The 20,794-nt window shown below is 67.1% G+C and carries 20 protein-coding genes; 18 read left to right on the top strand and 2 right to left on the bottom strand.

All coding sequences use genetic code 11. The features are described 5' to 3' along the window. Positions 1 to 106: 106 nt before the first annotated feature. Entirely contained in the window at positions 107 to 2,374 is a 2,268-nt protein-coding gene (gene recG, locus ON32_RS14510; protein WP_040791457.1) for an ATP-dependent DNA helicase RecG, read from the top strand. A gap of 3 nt (positions 2,375 to 2,377) precedes the next feature. Here recG and ON32_RS14505 read toward each other — a convergent pair whose 3' ends face one another. Further along, positions 2,378 to 3,871: a short-chain fatty acyl-CoA regulator family protein gene (locus ON32_RS14505; protein WP_174361635.1), complete on the bottom strand. Its 1,494-nt coding sequence runs from the start codon at positions 3,869 to 3,871 to the stop codon at positions 2,378 to 2,380. A 565-nt stretch (positions 3,872 to 4,436) separates the two neighbouring features. Between ON32_RS14505 and ON32_RS14500 the strand changes: the two genes are divergently transcribed. Genes ON32_RS14500 through coaD form a run of 3 tightly spaced genes read left to right on the top strand, consistent with a single transcriptional unit; the run spans position 4,437 to position 8,911 of the window. After that, positions 4,437 to 7,835, top strand: coding sequence for a pyruvate carboxylase (locus ON32_RS14500; RefSeq protein ID WP_040791456.1), 3,399 nt, complete (start codon positions 4,437 to 4,439; stop codon positions 7,833 to 7,835). After that, positions 7,832 to 8,422, top strand: coding sequence for a 16S rRNA (guanine(966)-N(2))-methyltransferase RsmD (gene rsmD, locus ON32_RS14495; RefSeq protein WP_040791455.1), 591 nt, complete (start codon positions 7,832 to 7,834; stop codon positions 8,420 to 8,422). The genes ON32_RS14500 and rsmD overlap by 4 nt, the downstream gene beginning before the upstream one ends. A gap of 3 nt (positions 8,423 to 8,425) precedes the next feature. Next, complete coding sequence (coaD, locus tag ON32_RS14490; RefSeq protein WP_040791454.1) at positions 8,426 to 8,911, top strand: pantetheine-phosphate adenylyltransferase; 486 nt, start codon at positions 8,426 to 8,428, stop codon at positions 8,909 to 8,911. Positions 8,912 to 8,999: 88 nt separating this feature from the next. Here the strand turns inward: coaD and ON32_RS14485 are convergent, their stop codons facing one another. Beyond that, positions 9,000 to 9,527: a GtrA family protein gene (locus tag ON32_RS14485; RefSeq protein ID WP_040791453.1), complete on the bottom strand. Its 528-nt coding sequence runs from the start codon at positions 9,525 to 9,527 to the stop codon at positions 9,000 to 9,002. Between the two features lie 221 nt (positions 9,528 to 9,748). On the opposite strand from ON32_RS14485, the gene ON32_RS14480 reads away from it, so the two are divergent. From ON32_RS14480 to smc, 14 genes are all read left to right on the top strand, one after another. Then, positions 9,749 to 10,501 carry a polarized growth protein Scy-related protein gene (locus ON32_RS14480; protein WP_040791452.1) on the top strand — a complete coding sequence of 251 codons (753 nt, stop codon included), beginning with the start codon at positions 9,749 to 9,751 and terminating at the stop codon, positions 10,499 to 10,501. A gap of 113 nt (positions 10,502 to 10,614) precedes the next feature. Beyond that, the gene (locus ON32_RS14475) at positions 10,615 to 11,274 is read left to right on the top strand and encodes a YceD family protein (protein ID WP_040791577.1); all 660 of its coding nucleotides are present in this window, start codon (positions 10,615 to 10,617) and stop codon (positions 11,272 to 11,274) included. 2 nt (positions 11,275 to 11,276) lie between these two features. Continuing rightward, entirely contained in the window at positions 11,277 to 11,459 is a 183-nt protein-coding gene (gene rpmF, locus ON32_RS27770) for a 50S ribosomal protein L32 (RefSeq protein ID WP_083865003.1), read from the top strand. Positions 11,460 to 11,476: 17 nt separating this feature from the next. Further along, positions 11,477 to 12,199 (top strand): ribonuclease III, encoded by a 723-nt coding sequence (gene rnc / locus ON32_RS14470; RefSeq protein WP_040791451.1) that lies wholly within the window; start codon positions 11,477 to 11,479, stop codon positions 12,197 to 12,199. A 1-nt stretch (position 12,200) separates the two neighbouring features. Beyond that, positions 12,201 to 13,109, top strand: coding sequence for a bifunctional DNA-formamidopyrimidine glycosylase/DNA-(apurinic or apyrimidinic site) lyase (gene mutM, locus ON32_RS14465; RefSeq protein ID WP_040791450.1), 909 nt, complete (start codon positions 12,201 to 12,203; stop codon positions 13,107 to 13,109). A gap of 202 nt (positions 13,110 to 13,311) precedes the next feature. Beyond that, positions 13,312 to 13,917, top strand: coding sequence for a dihydrofolate reductase family protein (locus ON32_RS14460; protein WP_040791576.1), 606 nt, complete (start codon positions 13,312 to 13,314; stop codon positions 13,915 to 13,917). A gap of 199 nt (positions 13,918 to 14,116) precedes the next feature. Beyond that, the gene (locus ON32_RS28865) at positions 14,117 to 14,293 is read left to right on the top strand and encodes a hypothetical protein (RefSeq protein ID WP_157224196.1); all 177 of its coding nucleotides are present in this window, start codon (positions 14,117 to 14,119) and stop codon (positions 14,291 to 14,293) included. Positions 14,294 to 14,338: 45 nt separating this feature from the next. After that, positions 14,339 to 14,860, top strand: coding sequence for an OsmC family protein (locus ON32_RS14455; protein ID WP_040791449.1), 522 nt, complete (start codon positions 14,339 to 14,341; stop codon positions 14,858 to 14,860). Continuing rightward, the gene (locus ON32_RS14450; RefSeq protein WP_040791448.1) at positions 14,860 to 15,156 is read left to right on the top strand and encodes an acylphosphatase; all 297 of its coding nucleotides are present in this window, start codon (positions 14,860 to 14,862) and stop codon (positions 15,154 to 15,156) included. Before ON32_RS14455 ends, ON32_RS14450 begins: the two co-directional genes overlap by 1 nt. Before the next feature lie 31 nt (positions 15,157 to 15,187). Continuing rightward, the gene (locus ON32_RS14445) at positions 15,188 to 15,841 is read left to right on the top strand and encodes a hypothetical protein (protein WP_245551049.1); all 654 of its coding nucleotides are present in this window, start codon (positions 15,188 to 15,190) and stop codon (positions 15,839 to 15,841) included. A gap of 1 nt (position 15,842) precedes the next feature. After that, entirely contained in the window at positions 15,843 to 17,006 is a 1,164-nt protein-coding gene (locus ON32_RS14440; protein ID WP_040791447.1) for a glutathionylspermidine synthase family protein, read from the top strand. 69 nt (positions 17,007 to 17,075) lie between these two features. Beyond that, positions 17,076 to 17,525 carry a DUF350 domain-containing protein gene (locus tag ON32_RS14435; protein WP_040791446.1) on the top strand — a complete coding sequence of 150 codons (450 nt, stop codon included), beginning with the start codon at positions 17,076 to 17,078 and terminating at the stop codon, positions 17,523 to 17,525. 146 nt (positions 17,526 to 17,671) lie between these two features. Beyond that, positions 17,672 to 18,103, top strand: a complete 432-nt coding sequence (locus ON32_RS14430; protein WP_040791445.1) for a DUF1707 SHOCT-like domain-containing protein — start codon at positions 17,672 to 17,674, stop codon at positions 18,101 to 18,103. A 281-nt stretch (positions 18,104 to 18,384) separates the two neighbouring features. Further along, positions 18,385 to 20,794, top strand: a 2,410-nt coding sequence (gene smc / locus ON32_RS14425; protein ID WP_040791444.1) for a chromosome segregation protein SMC, incomplete at its 3' end; no start/stop codon positions are given.

Below are 20,794 nucleotides of genomic sequence, written 5' to 3'. Positions count from 1 at the left end.
CGAGTAAATGGGCATCGAGTAAATGGGCGTCGGGTGATCGGATGCGGACAGGCGTGGAACGAGATGGTCGGGTGAGTGGGCGCGGGATGACGACGGGGGTGCGGCCATGGCGACCCTGAGCGACCGGCTGGATCATCTGCTCGGCGCGAAGGCCGCCGCCTCGTTGGCCGATGCCTTCGATATGCGCACCGTCGAGGATTTGTTGCGGCACTATCCGCTGCGTTATGCCACCCAGGGGCAACCCCTCACCGAGGAGGCCCCCGAGGACGGTTCGCATATCACGGTGATCGGGCGAGTCACCAAGGCGGAGCTGCGGCCGATGCGGCAGCGGCGGGGGTCGCTGCTCAAGGTTGTGCTCGACACCGGTTCCGGTCGCGGTGTCGATGTGACGTTCTTCAACGGCGACAAAGTGAAATACGCGATCCGCCAAGGGGTGCGGGCCATGATGTCGGGCACGGTGAACTACTGGCGACCCGGCCAGTGGAATCTGAGCCACCCCGGATACCTGATCCTGCCCGAGACCGGCGACGACGAACTCGCCCTCACCACCGTACGCGGCGGTGGGGATCTGCGCGGGCTGGCGCAGAGCGCCAAAGGCGCCGACGGTGTGGACATGTCGTTTTTCGAGCGGGAGTTCATCCCGGTCTATCCGGCCACCGCCAAGGTGCAGAGTTGGGAGATCCTGGCCTGTGTGCGGCAGGTGCTCGACCAGCTCGACCCGATCGAGGACCCACTGCCGCAACGGATTCGGGACGATCAGGGCCTGCTGCCCGTCGTCGACGCTCTGCGGTTGATCCATCTGCCGGAACGTAAATCCGATATCGAGTCCGCGCGGGCCCGGCTGCGTTTCGACGAGGCCCTGGCCCTGCAACTGGTGTTGGCCGATCGGCGACACGAGGTCGCCACCCGCACCGCCCGGCCGTGCCCGCCACGTTCCGACGGTATCGCCGCCGCCTTCGGCAAACGGCTGCCGTTCGAACTCACCGAGGGGCAGCGGCAGGTGATCGCGGAGATCGCCGCGGATCTGTCCCGGAGTCGGCCCATGCACCGACTGCTCCAGGGCGAGGTGGGCTCGGGTAAGACCATCGTCGCGTTGCACGCCATGCTCCAGGTGGTCGACGCCGGCCAGCAGTGCGCGCTGCTGGCGCCCACCGAAGTGCTTGCCGCCCAGCACTATCGGTCGCTGCGCTCGATGCTGGGTGATCTCGGCACGGCGGGGGAGCTGGGCGCCGCCGAGGAAGCGACGCGGGTGGTGCTGGTGACCGGTTCCATGCCCGCCGCGGCGAAACGGGCCGCGCTGTTGGCCGCCGTGAACGGCGATGCCGGTATCGTGATCGGCACCCACGCCCTGATCCAGGACGCGGTGGAATTCTTCGATCTGGGCATGGTGGTGGTCGACGAACAGCACCGGTTCGGTGTGGAACAGCGAGATGCCCTGCGGGCCAAGGCGAAAGCCGGGGTGAGCCCGCATCTGCTGGTGATGACGGCCACCCCGATTCCGCGCACCATCGCCATGACCACCCTGGGGGATCTGGAGACCTCCACCCTCACCCAGCTGCCGCGCGGGCGGTCCCCCATCACCTCGCGGGTCGTGCCCCGACGGCTGCATCCGAACTGGGTGGATCGCGCTTGGGAACGGATCACCGAGGAGGTGCGGGAGGGACGTCAGGCGTATGTGGTGTGCTCGCGGATCGGCGACGACGAGGACGGTTCGGGCACCGGCAGGTCCCGACGGGCGGGCGCGAACGGTAAGGAACCCCCTACCACGCAGGCCGTGGTGGAGGTGTACGACAAGCTGCGCACCGGACCGCTGTCCGAACTGCGGGTCGGTCTGCTGCACGGACGGCTACCGGCGGATGAGAAGGACACGGTGATGCGTGCCTTCACCGAGGGCCGGATCGACGTGCTGGTATGTACCACGGTGATCGAGGTCGGCGTCGATGTGCCCAATGCGACGGTCATGGTGATCATGGACGCCGACCGGTTCGGGGTGAGCCAGCTGCACCAGCTGCGGGGCCGGGTCGGACGTGGTCGACACCCGGGTCTGTGTCTGCTGATCACCGATGCGGGGCCGGGGAGTTCGGCCATGGTGCGGCTGGAGGCGGTGGCGGGCACCACCGACGGATTCGAATTGGCGGTGCTGGATCTGCGGCAGCGTCGCGAGGGCGATGTGCTGGGCGCAGCCCAGTCGGGTACCACGCGCTCGCTACGACTGCTGTCGCTGTTGGACGATCTGGAGGTCATCACCACTGCCCGGGATCTCGCGCGGCGCGTGGTCGACGAGGATCCGGGGTTGGTGCGACATCCGGGACTGGCGGCCATGATGCACGCCGCGGTCGATGCCGAGCGGCTCGAGTATCTGGCCAAATCCTGATCTTCAGGGGCGGCGGCGGGTGAGCGATCCGGGGCGCTGCTGCTCGGTGGGCGGGTCTGCGGCGGGTTGGCCGTTGGTGCGGATCACCCGGGGATAGGGCAGGTCCATGGAGGTGTGTTCCGAAACCGCCAGCGGGGTGCCGATCTGTGGGAAGGCCCGCTGTGGGCAGGCCGGTCGGTCACAGACCTTGCAGCCGGCCCCGATCGGGACCGCGGCGGCCGGATCGGCGAGTGGTACGCCCCGGGCATAGACCAGCCGGTCGGCGTACTCGATATCGCAGCCGAGGCCGATCGCGAAACGGTGGGTCGCGGTGTCGAATGCCTGAGGGGCGGGCGTAATGGTGCGTGCCACCCAGAAATAGCGGCGGCCGTCCGGTAGTTCCGCGATCTGGGTGAGGGTCCGACCCGGATGTGCGAAGGTTTCGTGCACCACCCACAGCGGGCAGCTGCCGCCGACCCGGGAGAAATGGAACGCGGCGGCGGACTGGCGTTTGGAGATATTGCCCGCTCGGTCGGTGCGGACGAGGAAGAACGGCACCCCGCGCTGTCCTTGGCGCTGCAGCGTGGTCAACCGGTGGCAGACGGTTTCGAATCCGACCTCGAAACGTAATCCGAGCAGGTCGATGTCGTAGCGCAATTCCTCGGCCGAGCGCAGGAAGCGACCGTAGGGCAGTATCAGCGCCGCCGCGAAGTAATTGGCCAGCGCGACGCGGGCGAGGGCGCGGGATTCGCCGGTCAGCGAAGGGGTTTCGTTCAGCACCTCGTCGAGTTCGGTGCCGTACAGCAGGAAGGCCAGAGTGGCGGCGATCTGGAAAGCGCGCTGGCCCGGCCGTAGTCGCCGGGCCAGGACGAGGGTGCGGGCGGCCGGGTCGTAGTGGCGTTTCGGGATGGACGTATCGGCTCCGTCGCCGCGGACCAATACCTTCACTCCGGCGCGTTCCTCGGCGACTCGGGCGAGTTGGCGGTCCAGGGAGCCGATGGTGAGTCCGCATTCGTCGAACAGTCGCTCGGCGGCCAGGTCGAGCGAGTCGATGTGGTTGTGATGGTCGTAGAAGAAATCGCGGACGTCCTCGTATGGCATGGCCGGGGTCGATACACCGTCGGTCGCGGTGGCCCGGGCCGAGAGGAGATCGAGTTGGTCGGTGGCCGCCCGGAGCCGCCGGTGCATGGCGACGACCAGTTTGGCGATCTCCGGTTGCCGGGTTGCCAGTTCCTCGATCTGCGCGGCCGGTGCGCCGGCACCGCCGGCCGCATCCATCAGGACCTCGTGCAACTCCGAGATCAGTCGCGCATTGGCATCCGCGGTGAAGAAGTCCCCGTCCAGATCGAAGGTGGAGTTCAGTTTGAGGAGTACGGGAATGGTGAGCGGACGCTGGTCGCGCTCGAGCTGGTTGAGGTAGCTGGGCGACAGGTCCAGCGATTTGGCCAGTGCGGCCTGGGTCATCCGGCGTTCCTCACGGAGCCGCCGAAGTCGGGCCCCCGCGTACATCTTGCGCACGGCGAGATCGTACCCAGTTCGGCTTCGCAAACATCGCAAGATGGCCACTTGTTGTTCAAGACTAGTCGGTTTGCATGGCGGTTTGCTCTCGGCCATTTATGCGTAGCGTGCGAATCACCGCCGTGGAAGCGCCGTGTTCCACAGGGTGTGGCGCGGGACGGAGTGCGCAATATCCGGCGAAAAGCACGTAGAGGGAACCGCCGGCGCATCGGCCGCGTCGAAATATGGCGAAAGGGATATGTCGGCGTGAGAACAGGAGGGGGATCATGGAACGACGACGCGGCTGTCGATCGGTGGGACGGCGAATGGGGGGCGAACAGCGGCGGCGTCCGGTGTTACGAATGCTCGGTGAGCGCGGGTGTCGGTGCCGGCCTTCGCGAAAGGGCGAAGCGGAGGAACTCGACTGAGCCGCTATTCCGTCGTGAATACGGCGCGGTGATTCCGCTTCGGCGAGGACGAGCCGGGATCACCGCGCCTTCGCATCCTTGCGAGGATGTTTTGTGAAAAATCCCGCGAAGGGGACTTCGATGTACCCTCAGGTAGTGGGGGCGGGTACTTTGGATCAATGTTCTCGAAAGTCTTGGTTGCCAATCGTGGCGAGATCGCTATTCGCGCCTTTCGCGCGGCCTATGAGCTCGGCATCGGTACGGTGGCCGTGTTTCCGTACGAGGACCGCAATTCGGTTCACCGTCTGAAGGCGGACGAGGCGTACCAGATCGGGGAGGAAGGGCATCCGGTCCGGGCGTATCTGTCGATCGAGGCGATTATCGAGGCAGCCAAGACCGCCGGTGCGGATGCCGTCTACCCGGGATACGGCTTCTTGTCGGAGAATCCCGATCTCGCCGCGGCGTGCGCGCGGGAAGGCATCACCTTCATCGGCCCCTCGGCCCGGGTGCTGGAGTTGGCGGGAAACAAGGCCCGGGCGGTGGAAGCGGCGCGGGCGGCGGGTCTGCCGGTATTGCAGTCCAGCGCGCCCTCCTCCGATGTCGAGGAGTTGCTGGCGGCCGCCGAGAGGTTGGAGTTCCCGGTGTTCGTCAAGGCGGTGGCCGGTGGCGGCGGGCGCGGTATGCGCCGGGTGGCCGCACCGGAAGGGCTGCGCGAGGCGATCGAGGCCGCCTGCCGGGAGGCCGAGTCGGCGTTCGGCGATCCGACGGTGTTCCTGGAGCAGGCGGTGGTGAATCCGCGCCATATCGAGGTGCAGATCCTGGCCGACACCCACGGCAATGTGATGCATCTGTTCGAGCGGGACTGTTCGCTGCAACGCCGGCATCAAAAGGTGATCGAGCTGGCGCCGGCACCGAATCTGGACCCCGAGCTGCGCGACCGGATCTGTGCGGACGCGGTGGCGTTCGCCCGACAGATCGGCTACAGCTGCGCCGGGACGGTGGAGTTCCTGCTGGACGAGCGCGGCAACCATGTGTTCATCGAGATGAATCCGCGGATCCAGGTGGAACATACGGTGACCGAGGAGATCACCGATGTGGACCTGGTGCAGGCACAGCTACGGATCGCGGCCGGGGAGAGTTTGGCGGATCTGGGGTTGAGTCAGGAGTCGGTGACCGTCCGCGGCGCGGCGCTGCAATGCCGAATCACCACCGAGGACCCGGCCAATGGATTCCGACCCGACACCGGTCGCATCACCGGCTACCGCACCCCGGGCGGGGCGGGGATTCGACTCGACGGCGGAGCGAACCTGGGCGCGGAGATCGGTGCCTACTTCGACTCCATGCTGGTCAAGCTCACCTGCCGGGGACGTGATTTCCCCATTGCGGTGGCTCGGGCGCGGCGGGCGTTGGCCGAGTTCCGCATTCGTGGGGTGACCACCAATATTCCTTTCCTGCTGGCGGTGCTCGACGATCCCGATTTCACGACGGGCCGGGTCACCACCTCGTTCATCGATGAACGTCCGCAGCTGCTGAAGTTGCCGGAGCCGGCCGACCGCGGGACAAAGATCCTGAAATACCTGGCCGATATCACCGTCAACTCCCCGCATGGCAAACGGCCGACCGCGGTGTATCCCCACGACAAGTTGCCGACCATCGATCTGTCTGCGCCGCCGCCGGACGGGTCACGGCAGAAGCTGCTGCGGTTGGGGCCGGAGGGATTTGCGCGGGCGCTCCGCGAGCAGAAGGCGGTCGCGGTCACCGACACCACGTTCCGGGACGCGCACCAGTCGCTGTTGGCCACCCGAGTCCGGACCAACGGTCTGCTGGACGTGGCCGGGCATATCGCGCGCTTGACCCCCGAGCTGCTCTCGGTGGAGTGCTGGGGCGGGGCCACCTACGATGTGGCGCTGCGGTTTCTGTACGAGGATCCGTGGGAGCGACTGGCCGCACTGCGGGAGGCGATTCCGAATATCTGCCTACAGATGCTGTTGCGGGGGCGCAATACCGTCGGCTACACGCCGTATCCGGAGCGGGTCACCCGCGCCTTCGTTGCCGAAGCGACCGCGACGGGTATCGATATCTTCCGTATCTTCGACGCACTCAACAATGTCGATCAGATGCGTCCGGCAATCGATGCGGTGCGCGAGACCGGAACGGCGATCGCCGAGGTGGCCCTGTCCTACACCGGCGATCTGGCGGATCCGGACGAAACCCTCTACACCCTCGACTACTACCTGAAACTGGCCGAGCAGATCGTGGATGCCGGCGCGCACGTGCTGGCGATCAAGGACATGGCCGGACTGCTGCGCGCCCCGGCGGCGACCAAACTGGTCACCGCGCTGCGCGCCAACTTCGACCTGCCGGTGCATGTGCACACCCATGACACCCCGGGCGGTCAGTTGGCCACCTATCTGGCGGCCTGGACCGCCGGGGCCGACGCCGTCGACGGCGCGGCCGCCCCCATGGCCGGCACCACCAGTCAACCGGCACTGTCGGCGATCGTGGCGGCGGCGGCCAACAGCGAATACGACACCGGTCTGAATCTGCGCAATATCTGCGATCTGGAGCCCTACTGGGAGGCGCTGCGCAAGGTGTACGCGCCGTTCGAGTCCGGGCTGCCGTCCCCCACCGGTCGGGTGTACACCCATGAGATCCCCGGCGGTCAGCTGTCGAACCTGCGCCAGCAGGCCATCGCACTGGGATTGGGCGACCGGTTCGAGGAGGTCGAGGTCGCCTACGCTGCGGCCGACCGGCTGTTGGGCAGGCTGATCAAGGTCACCCCCTCCTCGAAGGTGGTTGGCGATCTGGCGTTGGCGCTGGTCGGCAGTGGGGTCGACATCGAGGACTTCGCCGCCGACCCGGGTCGGTACGACATCCCGGATTCGGTGATCGGTTTCCTGCGCGGCGAACTCGGCACCCCGGCCGGCGGCTGGCCGGAACCGTTCCGCAGCAAGGCCCTGGCCGGCCGAGCCCCGGCCAAACCGGAAACCCCGTTGAGTCCCGAGGACGAGGCCGGACTCTCCGGCGACTCCGGCCGCCGCCGCGCCACCCTCAACCGTTTGCTGTTCCCCGGCCCGACCGCCGAATTCCTGACGCACCGGGAGAAATACGGTGACACCTCGGGATTGTCGGCCAACCAGTTCTTCTACGGCCTGCGCCGTGGTGAGGAGCATCGGGTGCAGCTCGAGAAGGGCGTCACCCTGCTCATCGGGCTCGAGGCCATTTCCGAACCCGACGATCGCGGTATGCGCACCGTGATGTGCATTCTGAACGGTCAACTGCGTCCGGTGCAGGTCCGGGACAGGTCGATCGCCGGCGAGATCCCGACCGCGGAGAAGGCGGACAAATCCAACCCCGGCCATATCGCGGCCCCGTTCGCCGGGGTGGTGACCCTGGCGGTCGAGGAAGGGGACACCATCTCCGCCGGGGACACCATCGGCACCATCGAGGCCATGAAGATGGAGGCCGCCATCACTGCTCCCCGGGGTGGTGTGGTCGGCCGGGTGGCCATCGGCCGGGTGCAGCAGGTCGAAGGCGGTGACCTGCTGGTCGAGCTCACCGTCCGTCAGTCCGAATGACCCGCATCGTCGCCGGAGCGGTGGGTGGGCGCCGGTTACGGGTTCCGCCGGCCGGCACCCGCCCCACCTCGGACCGGGTTCGTGAGGCGTTGTTCTCCGCGATCGAGGCGCGAATGGATCTCGACGGCGCGCGAGTGCTCGACCTGTACGCCGGCTCCGGTGCGCTCGCTTTGGAAGCGTTGTCCCGCGGCGCGCGTACCGCCCTGTTGGTGGAGACCAATCGCAGGGCAGCGGCGGTGATCCGCGGCAATATCGCCGATCTGGGTTTGTCCGGGGCGCAGGTGCGCATCGGGGCGGTGGCGCAGGTATTGGCATCCGGGGGCGCCGGTGAATTCGATCTGGTGTTCTCCGACCCGCCCTACGATCTGCCGACGTCCGCCGTGGTCGCGGATCTGACCGCATTGGCAGAAACCGGGTGGTTGGCGCCCGAGGCCCTGGTGGTGGTGGAACGATCCGATCGGTCGGAGGAGCTCACCTGGCCGGCGGGTTTTCTCGTTCGGCGCGCGCGCCGCTATGGGGAGACGCGCATCGAGATGGCCGAGTACGAGCTCTCGGAGTCGGAGGTGGCTCCGCCTGCTAGCGTCTGAGACATGGCTGGAGCGCTGTGCCCGGGTTCGTTCGACCCGGTGACCAATGGGCATATCGACGTCTTCGAGCGGGTGGCCGCCCAATTCGACGAGGTCGTCGTCACGGTCATGGTCAACAAGAAGAAGAAGGGCATGTTCGATATCGCCGAGCGGATGGAGATGTTGCGGGACGCCACCGCGCATCTGTCCAACGTTCGGGTGGCATCCTGGCACGGGTTGCTCGTCGACTTCGCCCGGGAACAGGGCATCACCACCATCGTCAAAGGTCTGCGCGATGCCACCGATTTCGGCTACGAACTACAGATGGCGCAGATGAACAAGAAGCTGTCGGGGGTGGACACCTTCTTCGTCGCCACCAATCCGGCCTTCGGCTATCTGTCCAGCTCTCTGATCAAGGAAGTGGCGAGTTTCGGCGGGGATGTGAGCGATATGCTGCCGCCCATGGTGCACAAGCGGCTGCTGGAACGCCTGTCCGAGCGAACGGACTGAACGATTCCCGTTCCGCGGTCGGTCCGCACCTCGTCGTCCACGGACATCGAGGCGTAGCCCGGTCACCGGGACGCCGGCGGTGGGATGGTCAGAAGACGAGTCCCCGCAAGGCCAGAAAGCGCAACCCGCCGACCGCCGCGGTGATCGCCAGGACGGCCGTGGCCTGGCCGAGCTCGCCGAGCCCGGGGACCCAGAATCCCAGCGCGGCCAGCGCCGCAGTGCTGATGCCCAGACCGACCAGCGCCAGCCCGCCGCCTTCCCATTGCGCGGTGAACCAGCCGACCCGGTCGGCGGCGTGGAAGGTCAGCCGCCGGTGCAATTCGTTGGCCAGTACGGTGCTGACAACCGAACCCACGATATTCGCGGCCAGGGGACCGGCGGCGGTCATGGTCAAAAACAGCAGCACATAGGTGATATTGCTGGTGCCGCCCACCAGAGCGAATCGAATCAGTTGGGGGAGTGCGCGGTCCGTGCGCAGATAGCGCAGGAGTCGGCCGGGCTTTCGGGCGCGCCGTCGTCCGGTGTAGCGATCGGTCCACTCGGTTCCCAATTCCCCGACCGCGGTGCCCAGATCACTCATGGTGAGTGGTGCCTGCGGCAGTGGTAGGACGGTCATGGTCGTTCCGATCGAGCACGGGTATACGAGGTCCGGCGCGGTGGCGCCGGACTCTCATGCATTAAACACCAAGTGGAGAAAATCCCTCCACTTGGTTTCCGTCACATCGAACATCCGACCGAATCCGCGACACACCCGAAATTGCCCCGGCGGCAGGCCGTGACGACAGGCACACTGGGCACGGCGGGTATGTCGCCGAAAGCCGCAGGAGGGTAGAGAGCATGTATCGGGTATTCGAAGCGCTCGACGAGCTGGTCGCCATCGTCGAAGAGGCGCGGGGTATCCCGCCCACCCGCAACTGCATCGTTCCGCGGGGTGAGGTGCTCGATCTACTCGACGATGTGCGTGAGGCGCTGCCGAGCGAAATCGACGATGCCCAGGATGTGCTCGACCATCGGGACAAGATCATCTCCGATGCCCGCACGGGCGCCGAGCAGGCCGTGGCCACCGCCGACGCCCAGGCATCCGAAACCCTCACGGAGGCCCGAAACGAGGCCGACCGCATTCTCGCCGAGGCCAAGGCCCACGCCGATCGGATGGTCGCCGAGGCCACCGCCCACGCCGATCGACTGGTCGATACCGCGCAGGCGGAGGCCGACCGCATCCTGTCCGAGGCCAAGACCGAATACGAGACGCTGACCGAGCGGGCCCGGGTCGAATCCGAGCGGATGATCGAGGCGGGTAAGGCGTCCTACGACCGTTCCGTGGCCGACGGGAAGGCGGAACAGGCGCGGTTGGTGGAACAGACCGAGGTGGTGCGGGCCGCGCATGCCGAATCGGCACGGCTCATCGACGCCGCGCACGCCGATTCGGATCGGATGCGCGCCGACTGCGACCACTATGTCGACACCAAACTCGCCGAACTGGAGGAGACGCTCACCACCACCCTGCGCACCGTCGGCCGCGGCCGGCAACAACTGCGCAGCGGGGTCTCCATTCCCGACTACGCCACCGAGTATCGGCGGGGTCTCTGACGGATCGAGGTGGTCCCGGGCACTGTGGTGGGCGGTATTCTGTTCGCGTACGGTGGAGTGGTTGCCCTTCGAGCGACCGTACCGAACAGCCGACCCTTTCTGGAGTGATCTCGATGCCCGCCGATTCCGCTTCGCGTTCACGCAGCGGCACGCGCCATGCGCCGGCCTCCGGTTTCGTGCTGGACGTGCGCAGTCTCGGCCGTGTGCCGGGAACCATGCGCGAGCTGCGGCGAACGGTTACCGTCGCCGACCATATCGGCCTCGACCTGATCGGAGTGGTCGCGGGCGCCGAGGTGGAACTGGATCTGCGGTTGCAGGCGGTATCGGAAGGGGTGCTGGTCACCGGAACCGTCGAGGCGCCGCTGGTCGGTGAGTGCTCGCGTTGCCTGGAATCGTTCACCGACCGCATCGAACTGTCGGTGACCGAGCTGTTCGCCTACCCCGACAGCGCCACCGATCGGACCGCCTCCGATGACGAGGTCTATCGGATGAACGAGGATCTGATCGACCTGGAACCGCTGATCATCGACATTCTCGGGCTGGAATTGCCCCTGCAGCCGCTGTGCGCCCCCGAGTGCGCGGGACTGTGCCCGGAATGCGGCGTGCGGATGGCGATTGCAGGTCCGGAGCATCGGCATGAGATACTTGATCCCCGCTGGGCCGGGCTGGCGAAATTCGCCACCGGATCGCCCGGCAGCGGCAGCACCGAACCGGGTGCGGCCACCGAAGACCATACCGCCCATACACCAGGTAAGAGCACAGAGGAGAAGTAGTCGTGGCCGTTCCCAAGCGCCGGATGTCCCGTTCCAACACCAGGTCGCGGCGCAGCCAGTGGAAGGCTGCCGCGCCTACCCTGATCACCTGCCCGAACCGGGCCTGCGGTGAGAAGACCCTGCCGCATATCGCGTGCCCGTCCTGCGGCACCTACCGGGGCCGTCAGGTCGCCTCGGCCGTCTGAGTCGGGGCGGGGTACTTGTGACAGCGAGCAAGAACACACCCCGCGCCACCGGTGACCACACGAGCCTGCTCGCGGCACTCGGCGTCGAGATATCGCCGGATCTGCTGCGGCTGGCGCTCACCCATCGTTCCTACGCGTACGAGAACGGCGGCCTGCCGACCAACGAGCGCCTCGAATTCCTCGGTGACTCGGTGCTCGGCCTGAGTATCACCGAGCGGCTCTACCATGAGCATCCGGACAAATCCGAGGGTGAGCTGGCAAAACTGCGCGCGAGCGTGGTGAACATGCACGCGCTCGCCGAAGTGGCCCGTGGGCTCGGCGAGGGTGGACTGGGTGCGCATCTGTTGCTCGGCAAGGGCGAGGAACTCACCGGCGGTCGGGACAAACCGAGCATTCTCGCCGACGGGATGGAATCGCTGCTCGGCGCGGTGCATCTGGAGCACGGTATCGATGTGGCCCGCGAAGTGGTGCTGCGTTTGTTCGCCGATCTGCTCGAACGCGGTCCCCGCATGGGTGCCGGCCTGGACTGGAAGACCAGCCTTCAGGAGCTGACCGCCGAACGTGGTCTCGGGGTGCCCAGTTACGAGATCACCTCCACCGGGCCCGACCACGACAAGGAGTTCACCGCCACCACCATGATCGGTGGTAATCCTTACGGTCAGGGCGTCGGCCGGTCGAAGAAGGAAGCCGAGCAGAAGGCTGCCGGCGCGGCGTACCGGGCGTTGACCGCCGAATCCTGACGTGCCGGAACTACCCGAGGTCGAAGTCGTCCGACGTGGTCTGGACGAGCATGTGCGGGGCCGGGTCATCGACTCGGTCACCATCACCCACCAGCGGTCGGTGCGGCGGCATATCGCCGGGGCCGCGGACCTGGCGGCGCGACTCACCGGACTGCGGTTCGCCGCGGTGTGGCGGCGGGGCAAGTATCTGTGGCTGACCTTCGACGAGTCCGGATGGGGCTCCGGTGATATCGCGCTCGTCGTCCATTTGGGAATGAGCGGGCAGATGCTGGTGCGACCCATCGACGCGCCGGTGGAGAAGCACGCCCATATTCGTGCCGACCTCGACAACGGTACCCAGCTCCGATTCGTCGACCAGCGCACCTTCGGCGGATGGGCGCTGGTGCCGTTGGTCGAGGTGGACGGTACCGCCGTACCCGAGCCGGTCGCTCATATCGCCCGGGACCCGCTCGATCCTCGTTTCGATATCGAGGCCGCGGTGGCGGCCGTGCGCGGTAAACGCACCGAGATCAAACGGGTCCTGCTGGACCAGACGGTGATCTCGGGCATCGGCAACATCTATGCCGACGAGGCGTTGTGGCGTAGCCGTATCCACGGTGGGCATCCGGCCGCCGATCTCACCCGACCCGTGGTCCGCAGCCTGCTCGGTGAGGTTCGGGCTGTGATGACCGATGCCCTGGCCGCGGGCGGCACCTCGTTCGACGCCCTGTATGTGAACGTCAACGGACAGTCCGGCTACTTCGAGCGATCATTGGCCGTATACGGACGGGGGGACGAGCCCTGCACCCGCTGTGGTGCGCCGATCGTGCGCGAGAAGTTCATGAACCGTTCTTCGTATTCCTGTCCTCGGTGCCAGCCCGCTCCTCGATGCCGGCCCGCGCGGATCACCGCTCGAGGTCGACGACGATAGTCCTCGGCGAGCGCATCCGGACGGCGGTGCGGCCATTCGGTCCACACCGCGGGGTCGCCCTGATGCCCGTGGGCGAGTTACCGTTTTCAACGGGTGAACCGGAAAGCGGTACGAGAGTCGGCCCCGCCCGGGTGGCCGAGTTGTGGAGCGTGCCGTTCGTGCCCTGACGAACCGGGCCGTCCCGGTCGCCCGGGAAGGAGCCATGCGCAAGCTCACCTATTACGTCGCCGCGACCATCGACGGTTTCATCGCCACCGAGAACGGGGCCGTGGACTTCTTCCCGGTCGGTGGTGACCACGGGCCGGCGATCACTGCCCAATATCCGGAAACACTGCCGACCAAGGTGCGGGAAGCCCTCGGCATCGATAAACGCAACACCACGTTCGACACCGTGCTGATGGGCCGCAAAACCCATGATTTCGGTGTGCGTACCGGCACCTCGAGCCCGTACGCGCATCTGCGCCAGTTCGTGGTGTCCTCCACCTTGCCCGAGAGCCCGGACCCCGCGGTGGAGCTGATCTCGGAAGATCCGGTCGGTCGGGTGCGGGAACTCAAACGAGAACCCGGACTGGGGATCTGGTTGTGCGGCGGCGGTGAACTGGCCCAGACGCTGCTGCCGGAGATCGATCAGATCTTCCTCAAGTTGTATCCGATCGTGCTCGGACGCGGACGGTCGTTGTTCGGACCCGGCCGACAGCTACCCGAACCGGAGCGGTTTCGGGTGGTCACCAGCCAGGTGTTCGACGATGGGGTCGTATTCGTGAAATATTCGCGGCCCACCGAGTTCGGCGTGGGTGGCTCGGCGTAGGCGTCGGGTTACGACCTGCCGGCCGATCCGATCGCCGGCCGATGATCCCGGTGGCACGGTCACCGGTCCGGGCCGCGCATCCGGTCGCGGCGCCGTGCGGAACCGGTTTTCCGGTGTTCGCGGGTGGGAACGGCGGCCCGCTCGGGTGGAAACACACCGCCGTACCCGGTCGTTGTATCGGGTACGAAGAGGTGATGCGATGTTGCTGGTGACATATGCGCTGATCATCGGTTTCGTCTGCGCCATCCTGCTCATCCGGGTGGCGGGCAGGGCCGCGGTCGATCGGCAACACCCGGAGGGTGGCGGCACCCGACCGGCGACGACGGTACGGTGCGGTGGACCACGAGTTCACCTCGGCGCCGTCCGGAGCCGGTGAGATCCGCGCCGGGCGCGCCGAGGCCTACATGGCAGGATCGAGGCCATGGCCGAACACACCGCCACCCCAGCGACAGCAGATACCACCGCGCCGGCCGCAGGTGCGGGATCGTCCACGGCAGCCGCGCCCGGGCCCACCACCTTGTGGGTGGAACGTACCGGAACCAGGCGTTACATCGGCCGCAGCTCCCGTGGCGCGGAGGTGCTGATCGGTTCGGAGGGGGTCCCCGGGGTTTTCACGCCCGGTGAACTGCTCAAGATCGCCCTGGCCGCGTGCACCGGTATGAGCACGGATTTCCCGCTCTCGCGCCGGCTGGGTGACGACTACGACACCACCATCCGGGTCTCCGGCGCCGCCGACCGGGAGAACGAGGTCTACCCGCAGCTGGACGAGGTCGTCGAACTCGATCTGAGCGAACTCGACGAACAGGCGCGGGAACGGTTGTTGGTGACCGTTCAGCGGGCGGTGGACAAGGTCTGCACCGTGGGGCGGACCCTGAAGGCGGGCACCACGGTGACATTGTCGTTCGATATCGATACCCTCGACGAGCGCGAGACGCCTGCGTGATGACCGGCTCGGCGAGCGCCGCGGAGACAGTTCGGCTCTCCGCCTGGGTGCACGGACGGGTTCAGGGAGTGGGTTTTCGGTGGTGGACCCGCTCCCGGGCTTTGGAATTGGGGTTGGTCGGGCATGCCACCAACACCGCCGACGGGCGGGTGCGGGTGGTCGCGGAGGGGCCGCGGCCCGCCGCCGAGCGGTTGCTCGAGTTGTTGCGATCCGGCGAAACGCCGGGGCGGGTGACTCTGGTTGTGGAAAGCTGGGAGCCCGCGCGTGGCGATATGCGCGGTTTCGAGGAACGATAGTGCGAGGTTCGGTGACTCGGGGGAGGCGACGATGAGCAATCAGTACCCAGGTGCGGAGGGACCCCCAGGTGCGGAGGGGCCGCAGCCACCGAATAGTGGTAATACCTCGGGTGACAATGGGTCCTGGCTCGATAAATCGGCGCCGGAGCCCGAGGAGCGCTCGGAGTCGGGCCGTATCGAACGCCAGGAACCCGGGGCCACCCGTCCGCGTCCGCCGACGGTTGCCGAGGCGCGGGCCAGGGACAAGGCCCGCAGGCGGGCCGAGGCGGCAGCCCGGGCCGAAGCGGCCGCGGCGCAGGCCAAACAGCGCACCCGCAAGCGGGCGATGATGGGCGGGGCCGCCGTGGTCGGTGTCGCCGCGCTGGTGGGTGGCGGTTATCTCGCCTACCGGGCAATCGCCGCCCCGGATCGGGTCACCGCCTACTGCATCGTGCGTGACGAGAAGGGCAAAGAGGTCGTCGTGGACGACGACTACTGCCGACGTGCCTCACGTTCCGGCTCCACCGGTGGGGTCATGTGGCTGAACGGCAGTCAGTACCGGTACTACTACGGGGGACCCAATACGGTCGGCAAACCGCCCACCGGTGGCACCACCGTCAAACCCAAGGGGGCCGAGATCAAGACCAAGAGCGGAACGGTTATCCAGCGCGGTGGGCTCGGTAGCCGATTCGGTGGGGGCACCTGATATGCGTCGGGTCCGGAGCACCCCCAGGCCGGGGTGGCAACAGACAATCGAGAACCAGGGACTGGTTTACGGCGCACCGGGTCGGGACGCGAGTGGGCAACCGCGGCCGTACTGGGACGAATCGGTGCACTACGAGTTCGAGATGGACGAGATCCTCGCCCTCGAGGCCGCCGTCGAACTGCTGCACACCATGTGTCTGAAAGCGGTCGAGCAGATCGTGCTCACCGAACGTTTTGCCGATTTCGGCCTGCCCGAATGGAGTTGGGGGCCGATCGCCGAATCGTGGCGGCGTGCCGACCCGCACGTCTACGGGCGGTTCGACCTGCGTTATGACGGCCGCCGCCCCCCGAAGCTGCTCGAGTACAACGCCGATACCCCCACCTCGCTACTGGAAGCGGCCATTGTGCAGTGGCATTGGCTCACCGATGTGTATCCCGATGACGACCAGTGGAACTCGCTGCACGAACAGTTGGTGGATCGTTGGCGTTCGTTGCGGGGTACGCTGCCCGGCGCTCATCTGCATTTCAGCTGGTCGGGTGCCGACGCCACCGGTGAGGACAATGTCACCACGGCCTATCTGCAGGAGACCGCGGCCGAGGCCGGATTCGACACCATCGCGCTGCCCATCGAGGAGGTCGGATTCGACACCGAGCTGGAGCGGTTCGTGGATCTGGCCGAGGCGCCGATCGAGTCGATCTTCAAGCTGTACCCCTGGGAGTGGGTGCTCGACGACGAGTTCGGTCGGCGCGTGGTGGAGAGCCTGCCGGAGACGCTGTGGATCGAGCCGCTGTGGAAGACCCTGCTCAGCAACAAGGCGATTCTGGCCGTGCTGTGGGAGATGTACCCCGGTCACCCGAATCTGCTGCCCGCCTATCTGGACCGGCCGAACGAGCTGACCGAATACATCAAGAAGCCGAAGCTCGGGCGTGAGGGCGCGAATATGACGATTGTGGGCGCCGGGATGGAGACCTCCACCGGAGGGGTCTACGGCGAAGAGGGCTATGTGTACCAGCTGCTCGATCCGCTGCCGGTTTTCGACGATATGCGTCCGGTGCTGGGTGCCTGGATCGTCGGTGACAGTGCCGCCGGGCTCGGTATCCGGGAGACCGCGGGCCTGATCACCGATGACGGTGCCGCTTTCGTGCCGCATCGGATCGTCACCTGAGGGCGCCCGCGGGCGCCCGTTTCGTTTCGTCACTCCTCGAAAGGGAGTCACTCCTCGAAAGGGATATAGATGACCGCACTCTCCCTCGAATCGGGCTATTGGAGTTCGCTGGGCGAGGGCGTGGGGGCGATTCTCCTCTACGCCCTCAGCGGCCTGGTGTTGATGTTGGTCGGCTTTTTCGCCATTGATCTGACCACCCCGGGCCGGCTGCGCGATCTGGTGTTGGAGGGTAAGCCGAACGCCGTCATCGTGGCCGCGGCGGGCATGGTGAGCATGGCGCTGATCGTGGTCCTGGCGATCTTCTCCTCGGAGGGACGACTGCTGGAGGGACTCATCGCCACGCTGGTCTTCGGCCTGGTCGGGATTGTCGCGCAGGTGGTCTCGGTGCGGGTGATCGAGCGGGTGACCGGTGTCGATATCGGCGCCGTGCTGCATGCGGACCGCTATACGACCGAGGTGTTGGTGGTCGCGGCGGCGCATTTCGCACTCGGCCTGGTGGTCGCCTTCGCGATTTTGTGACATTCGCTTCGGATATCCCGGGGTCGGTGTGATGACGGCCGGGGGGTTCGGTGGTTTCCCCGACAACCCCTTGACATTCCACAGTGGAATGACCATTCTGGTCATATTCCACTGTGGAGTGTGAATATGTCCCAAGGGGAGTGGTCATGGATATTTCGTCGGGCACCCGGGCCTCCGACGCCGAGCGGGATCGCGTGGTGCGCCTCCTCGGCCGGCATATGGCCGACGGTCGGATCGATATCGCCGAATACGATCAGCGGGTCGCGCAGGTCTACCGCACCCCGATCCGCGAGGAGTTGACGCGGGTCCTGTCGGATCTGCCCGAGCTGCCCGCCGAGTCCGCCGGCCTCGACAAGGGGCCCTCCCGGCGGTCTCGCATCCCGATCTGGCAGCGGATCGAAGCGGGCGCCTGGTTGTCGGTGAGTGTGCTGGTGTTGCTGATCTGGGCCGCCATCTCGATCGGGGTCGGGGAAATCACCTACTTCTGGCCCTTCTGGGTGATCGTTCCATGGGGTGTGGTCCTGGCATTCCGGGCCGTCACCGGTATCGAGGCCGGTTTGGGGAAACGGCGGACCTGAACCGTATCGGTCCGAGCGCGGTAACCCGTCGAACCGTCCGTGGGGGATCCGGCGTGGCGTCGTGGGTATGAGGACCGGGCCCGCACCCGGCCTCATACCCTGGTCGCATAACATCGCTGTCCATACCTGTTCGCCATGGTGGTCGGGTCCGTCTCGGGGTTCGGCCGACCGGAACGATTTCGTGTCGGCGGCATCGTGGAGGGCGGCGGGCCCCGAGGTCACGAGGGCTCGACCCCGCGCCGCCGCCGAGCGGTGCGAGCACACACGGAAGGGTCGCCGGATTGCATCTGAAGAGCTTGACGTTGAAGGGCTTCAAGTCCTTCGCGTCCGCGACGACACTGCGATTCGAACCGGGTATCACCTGCGTGGTCGGCCCCAATGGCTCCGGTAAATCCAATGTCGTCGACGCGCTCACCTGGGTGATGGGAGAACAGGGCGCCAAGGCGCTGCGCGGCGGCAAGATGCAGGACGTCATCTTCGCCGGCACGGCCGGTCGGGCCCCACTGGGGCGGGCCGAGGTCACCCTCACCATCGACAATTCCGACGGTGCGCTCCCCATCGACTACGCCGAGGTATCCATCACCCGGCGCATGTTCCGCGACGGTGCGGGGGAATACGAGATCAACGGCAACTCCTGCCGCCTGATGGATGTCCAGGAACTGCTCAGCGACTCCGGTATCGGTCGGGAAATGCATGTGATCGTCGGCCAGGGGCAGCTCTCGGCGATTCTGGAATCGCGCCCCGAAGACCGCCGCGCCTTCATCGAAGAGGCCGCGGGGGTCCTCAAGCACCGCAAACGCAAGGAAAAGGCCCTCCGCAAACTGGAGGCCATGCAGGCCAATCTGGCCCGTCTCACCGACCTCACCGGAGAACTGCGCCGCCAACTCAAACCGCTGGGCCGGCAGGCCGAAGTGGCGCGTCGCGCCCAGACCGTTCAGGCAGACCTGCGGGACGCTCGGCTGCGCCTGGCCGCCGACGACCTGGTCACCCGGCGCGCCGAACTGGAAAGCCAACAGAGCAAGGAAGCCTACGCCCGGGAGCAGCAGATCACGGTGCAGGCCGAGCTGGACGCCGCCAATGCGGCCCTGACCGAGCAGGAGTTCGAGCTGGCCCGGCTCACCCCCAGCGCGGAGGCCGCGGGCCAATTGTGGTTCCAGCTGTCGGCGCTGGCCGAACGGGTCAACGCCACCATTCGGATCGCCCACGACCGGGCCCGACACCTCGATACCGCCGCGCCCGCCGCCACCGGCCGCGATCCCGAACAGCTCGAGGCCGAGGCCGATCGGGTGGAAGCGGAGGAGGTGGAGTTGCGCGCCGCGGTGGAGATGGCGGTCGAGACCCTGGAAGCCGCCCGCGACGCCCTCGCCGAACGCGAGCATGCCGCCAAGGCCGCCGAACAGGCGCATCTGGCCGCCGTCCGGGCCATTGCCGACCGCCGGGAAGGTCTGGTGCGCCTATCCGGGCAGGTGGAGAACATGCGCACCAAGGCCCAATCGATGGATGCCGATATCGCCCGGTTGTCCACGGCCATCACCGAAGCGCGGGCCCGTGGAGAGGAGGCGCAGGCGGAATACGACGCCGTCCAGGACGAACTCGCCGAACTCGACGCGGGCGAGGCCGGATTGGACGCGCAGCACGAACATGCCGTCGAAGCGCTCGACCTGGCCGATCAGCGGGTCGCCGAACTTCGCGCCCAGGACCGTGACGCCGGTAAACGGGTCGCCTCGCTCGCCGCTCGCATCGAGGCGTTGCGGATGAACCTGGCCCGTGGTGACGGCGCCGCCTGGCTCACCGAGCACCACCCGGACGGGTTGCTGGGTCCGCTGTCCGGGCTCATTCGGGTGCACACCGGTTTCGAGGCTGCGGTGGCCGCGGTGCTGGGGCCGGTTGCCGATGCCGTGGCAGCCGAATCCCGTACCGACGCCTACGCGGCCCTGCGGGATCTCAAACAGGCCGACAGCGGCCGCGCGGCACTGGTCTACGCCGGGTCGGGCGACTTCACGGAGTCGCAGATCCCACACCTTCCCGAGACGGCGCATCGGCTGGTCGATGTGGTGGACTGCCCGGAGTCGGTGCGCGCCGCCATCGTGGCCCTCACCGATCGGGTGGTCGTGGTGGACGATCTGGACGCCGCCGCCGAGCTGTTGGTCGCGCACCCGAACCTGCGGGCGGTAACCCGCGACGGTGATCTGGCCGGGGCCGGTTGGCTCATCGGCGGTTCCGAACGGGTGCCCAGCCGGTTGGAGATTCAGTCCGATATCGATGCGGCCGAGGCCGAACTGGTCGCGGCCCGCCGACATGCCGAGGAACTGGAAGCGGCCCTGGCCGGGGCACTGGAGGAACAGACCGAGCGCAAAGAGGCCGTCGACCACGCCCTGCTCGCCCTTCACGAATCCGATCAGGCATTGCTGGCCGTCTACGACCGTCTCGGCCGGCTCGGCCAGGCCGCCCGCACCGCACAGGCCGAATGCGAACGTCTCACCACCCAGCGAGCACAGGCCGAGCAGAACCGCCAGGAGACGGTGGCCGCGCTCGCCGAACTCGAGGACCGGCTGCGGCACGCGGAACGCGAACAGGACGGTTTCGACGCCGATGGTCTCGGCGCCGCCGGTACCGAAGCCGCCGCCGCGGCCCGGGAGGAGGCCGCCGCCGCCCTGGCCGAGGCGCGGGCCATGGAGGTGGAGGCCCGGC

The organism is Nocardia paucivorans NBRC 100373 (genome assembly GCF_000308675.1).
In the GTDB taxonomy this organism is placed as follows: domain Bacteria; phylum Actinomycetota; class Actinomycetes; order Mycobacteriales; family Mycobacteriaceae; genus Nocardia; species Nocardia paucivorans.
Note: the sequence above shows the minus strand (reverse complement) of the source record. Positions and strands in the feature narration are given on the sequence as shown.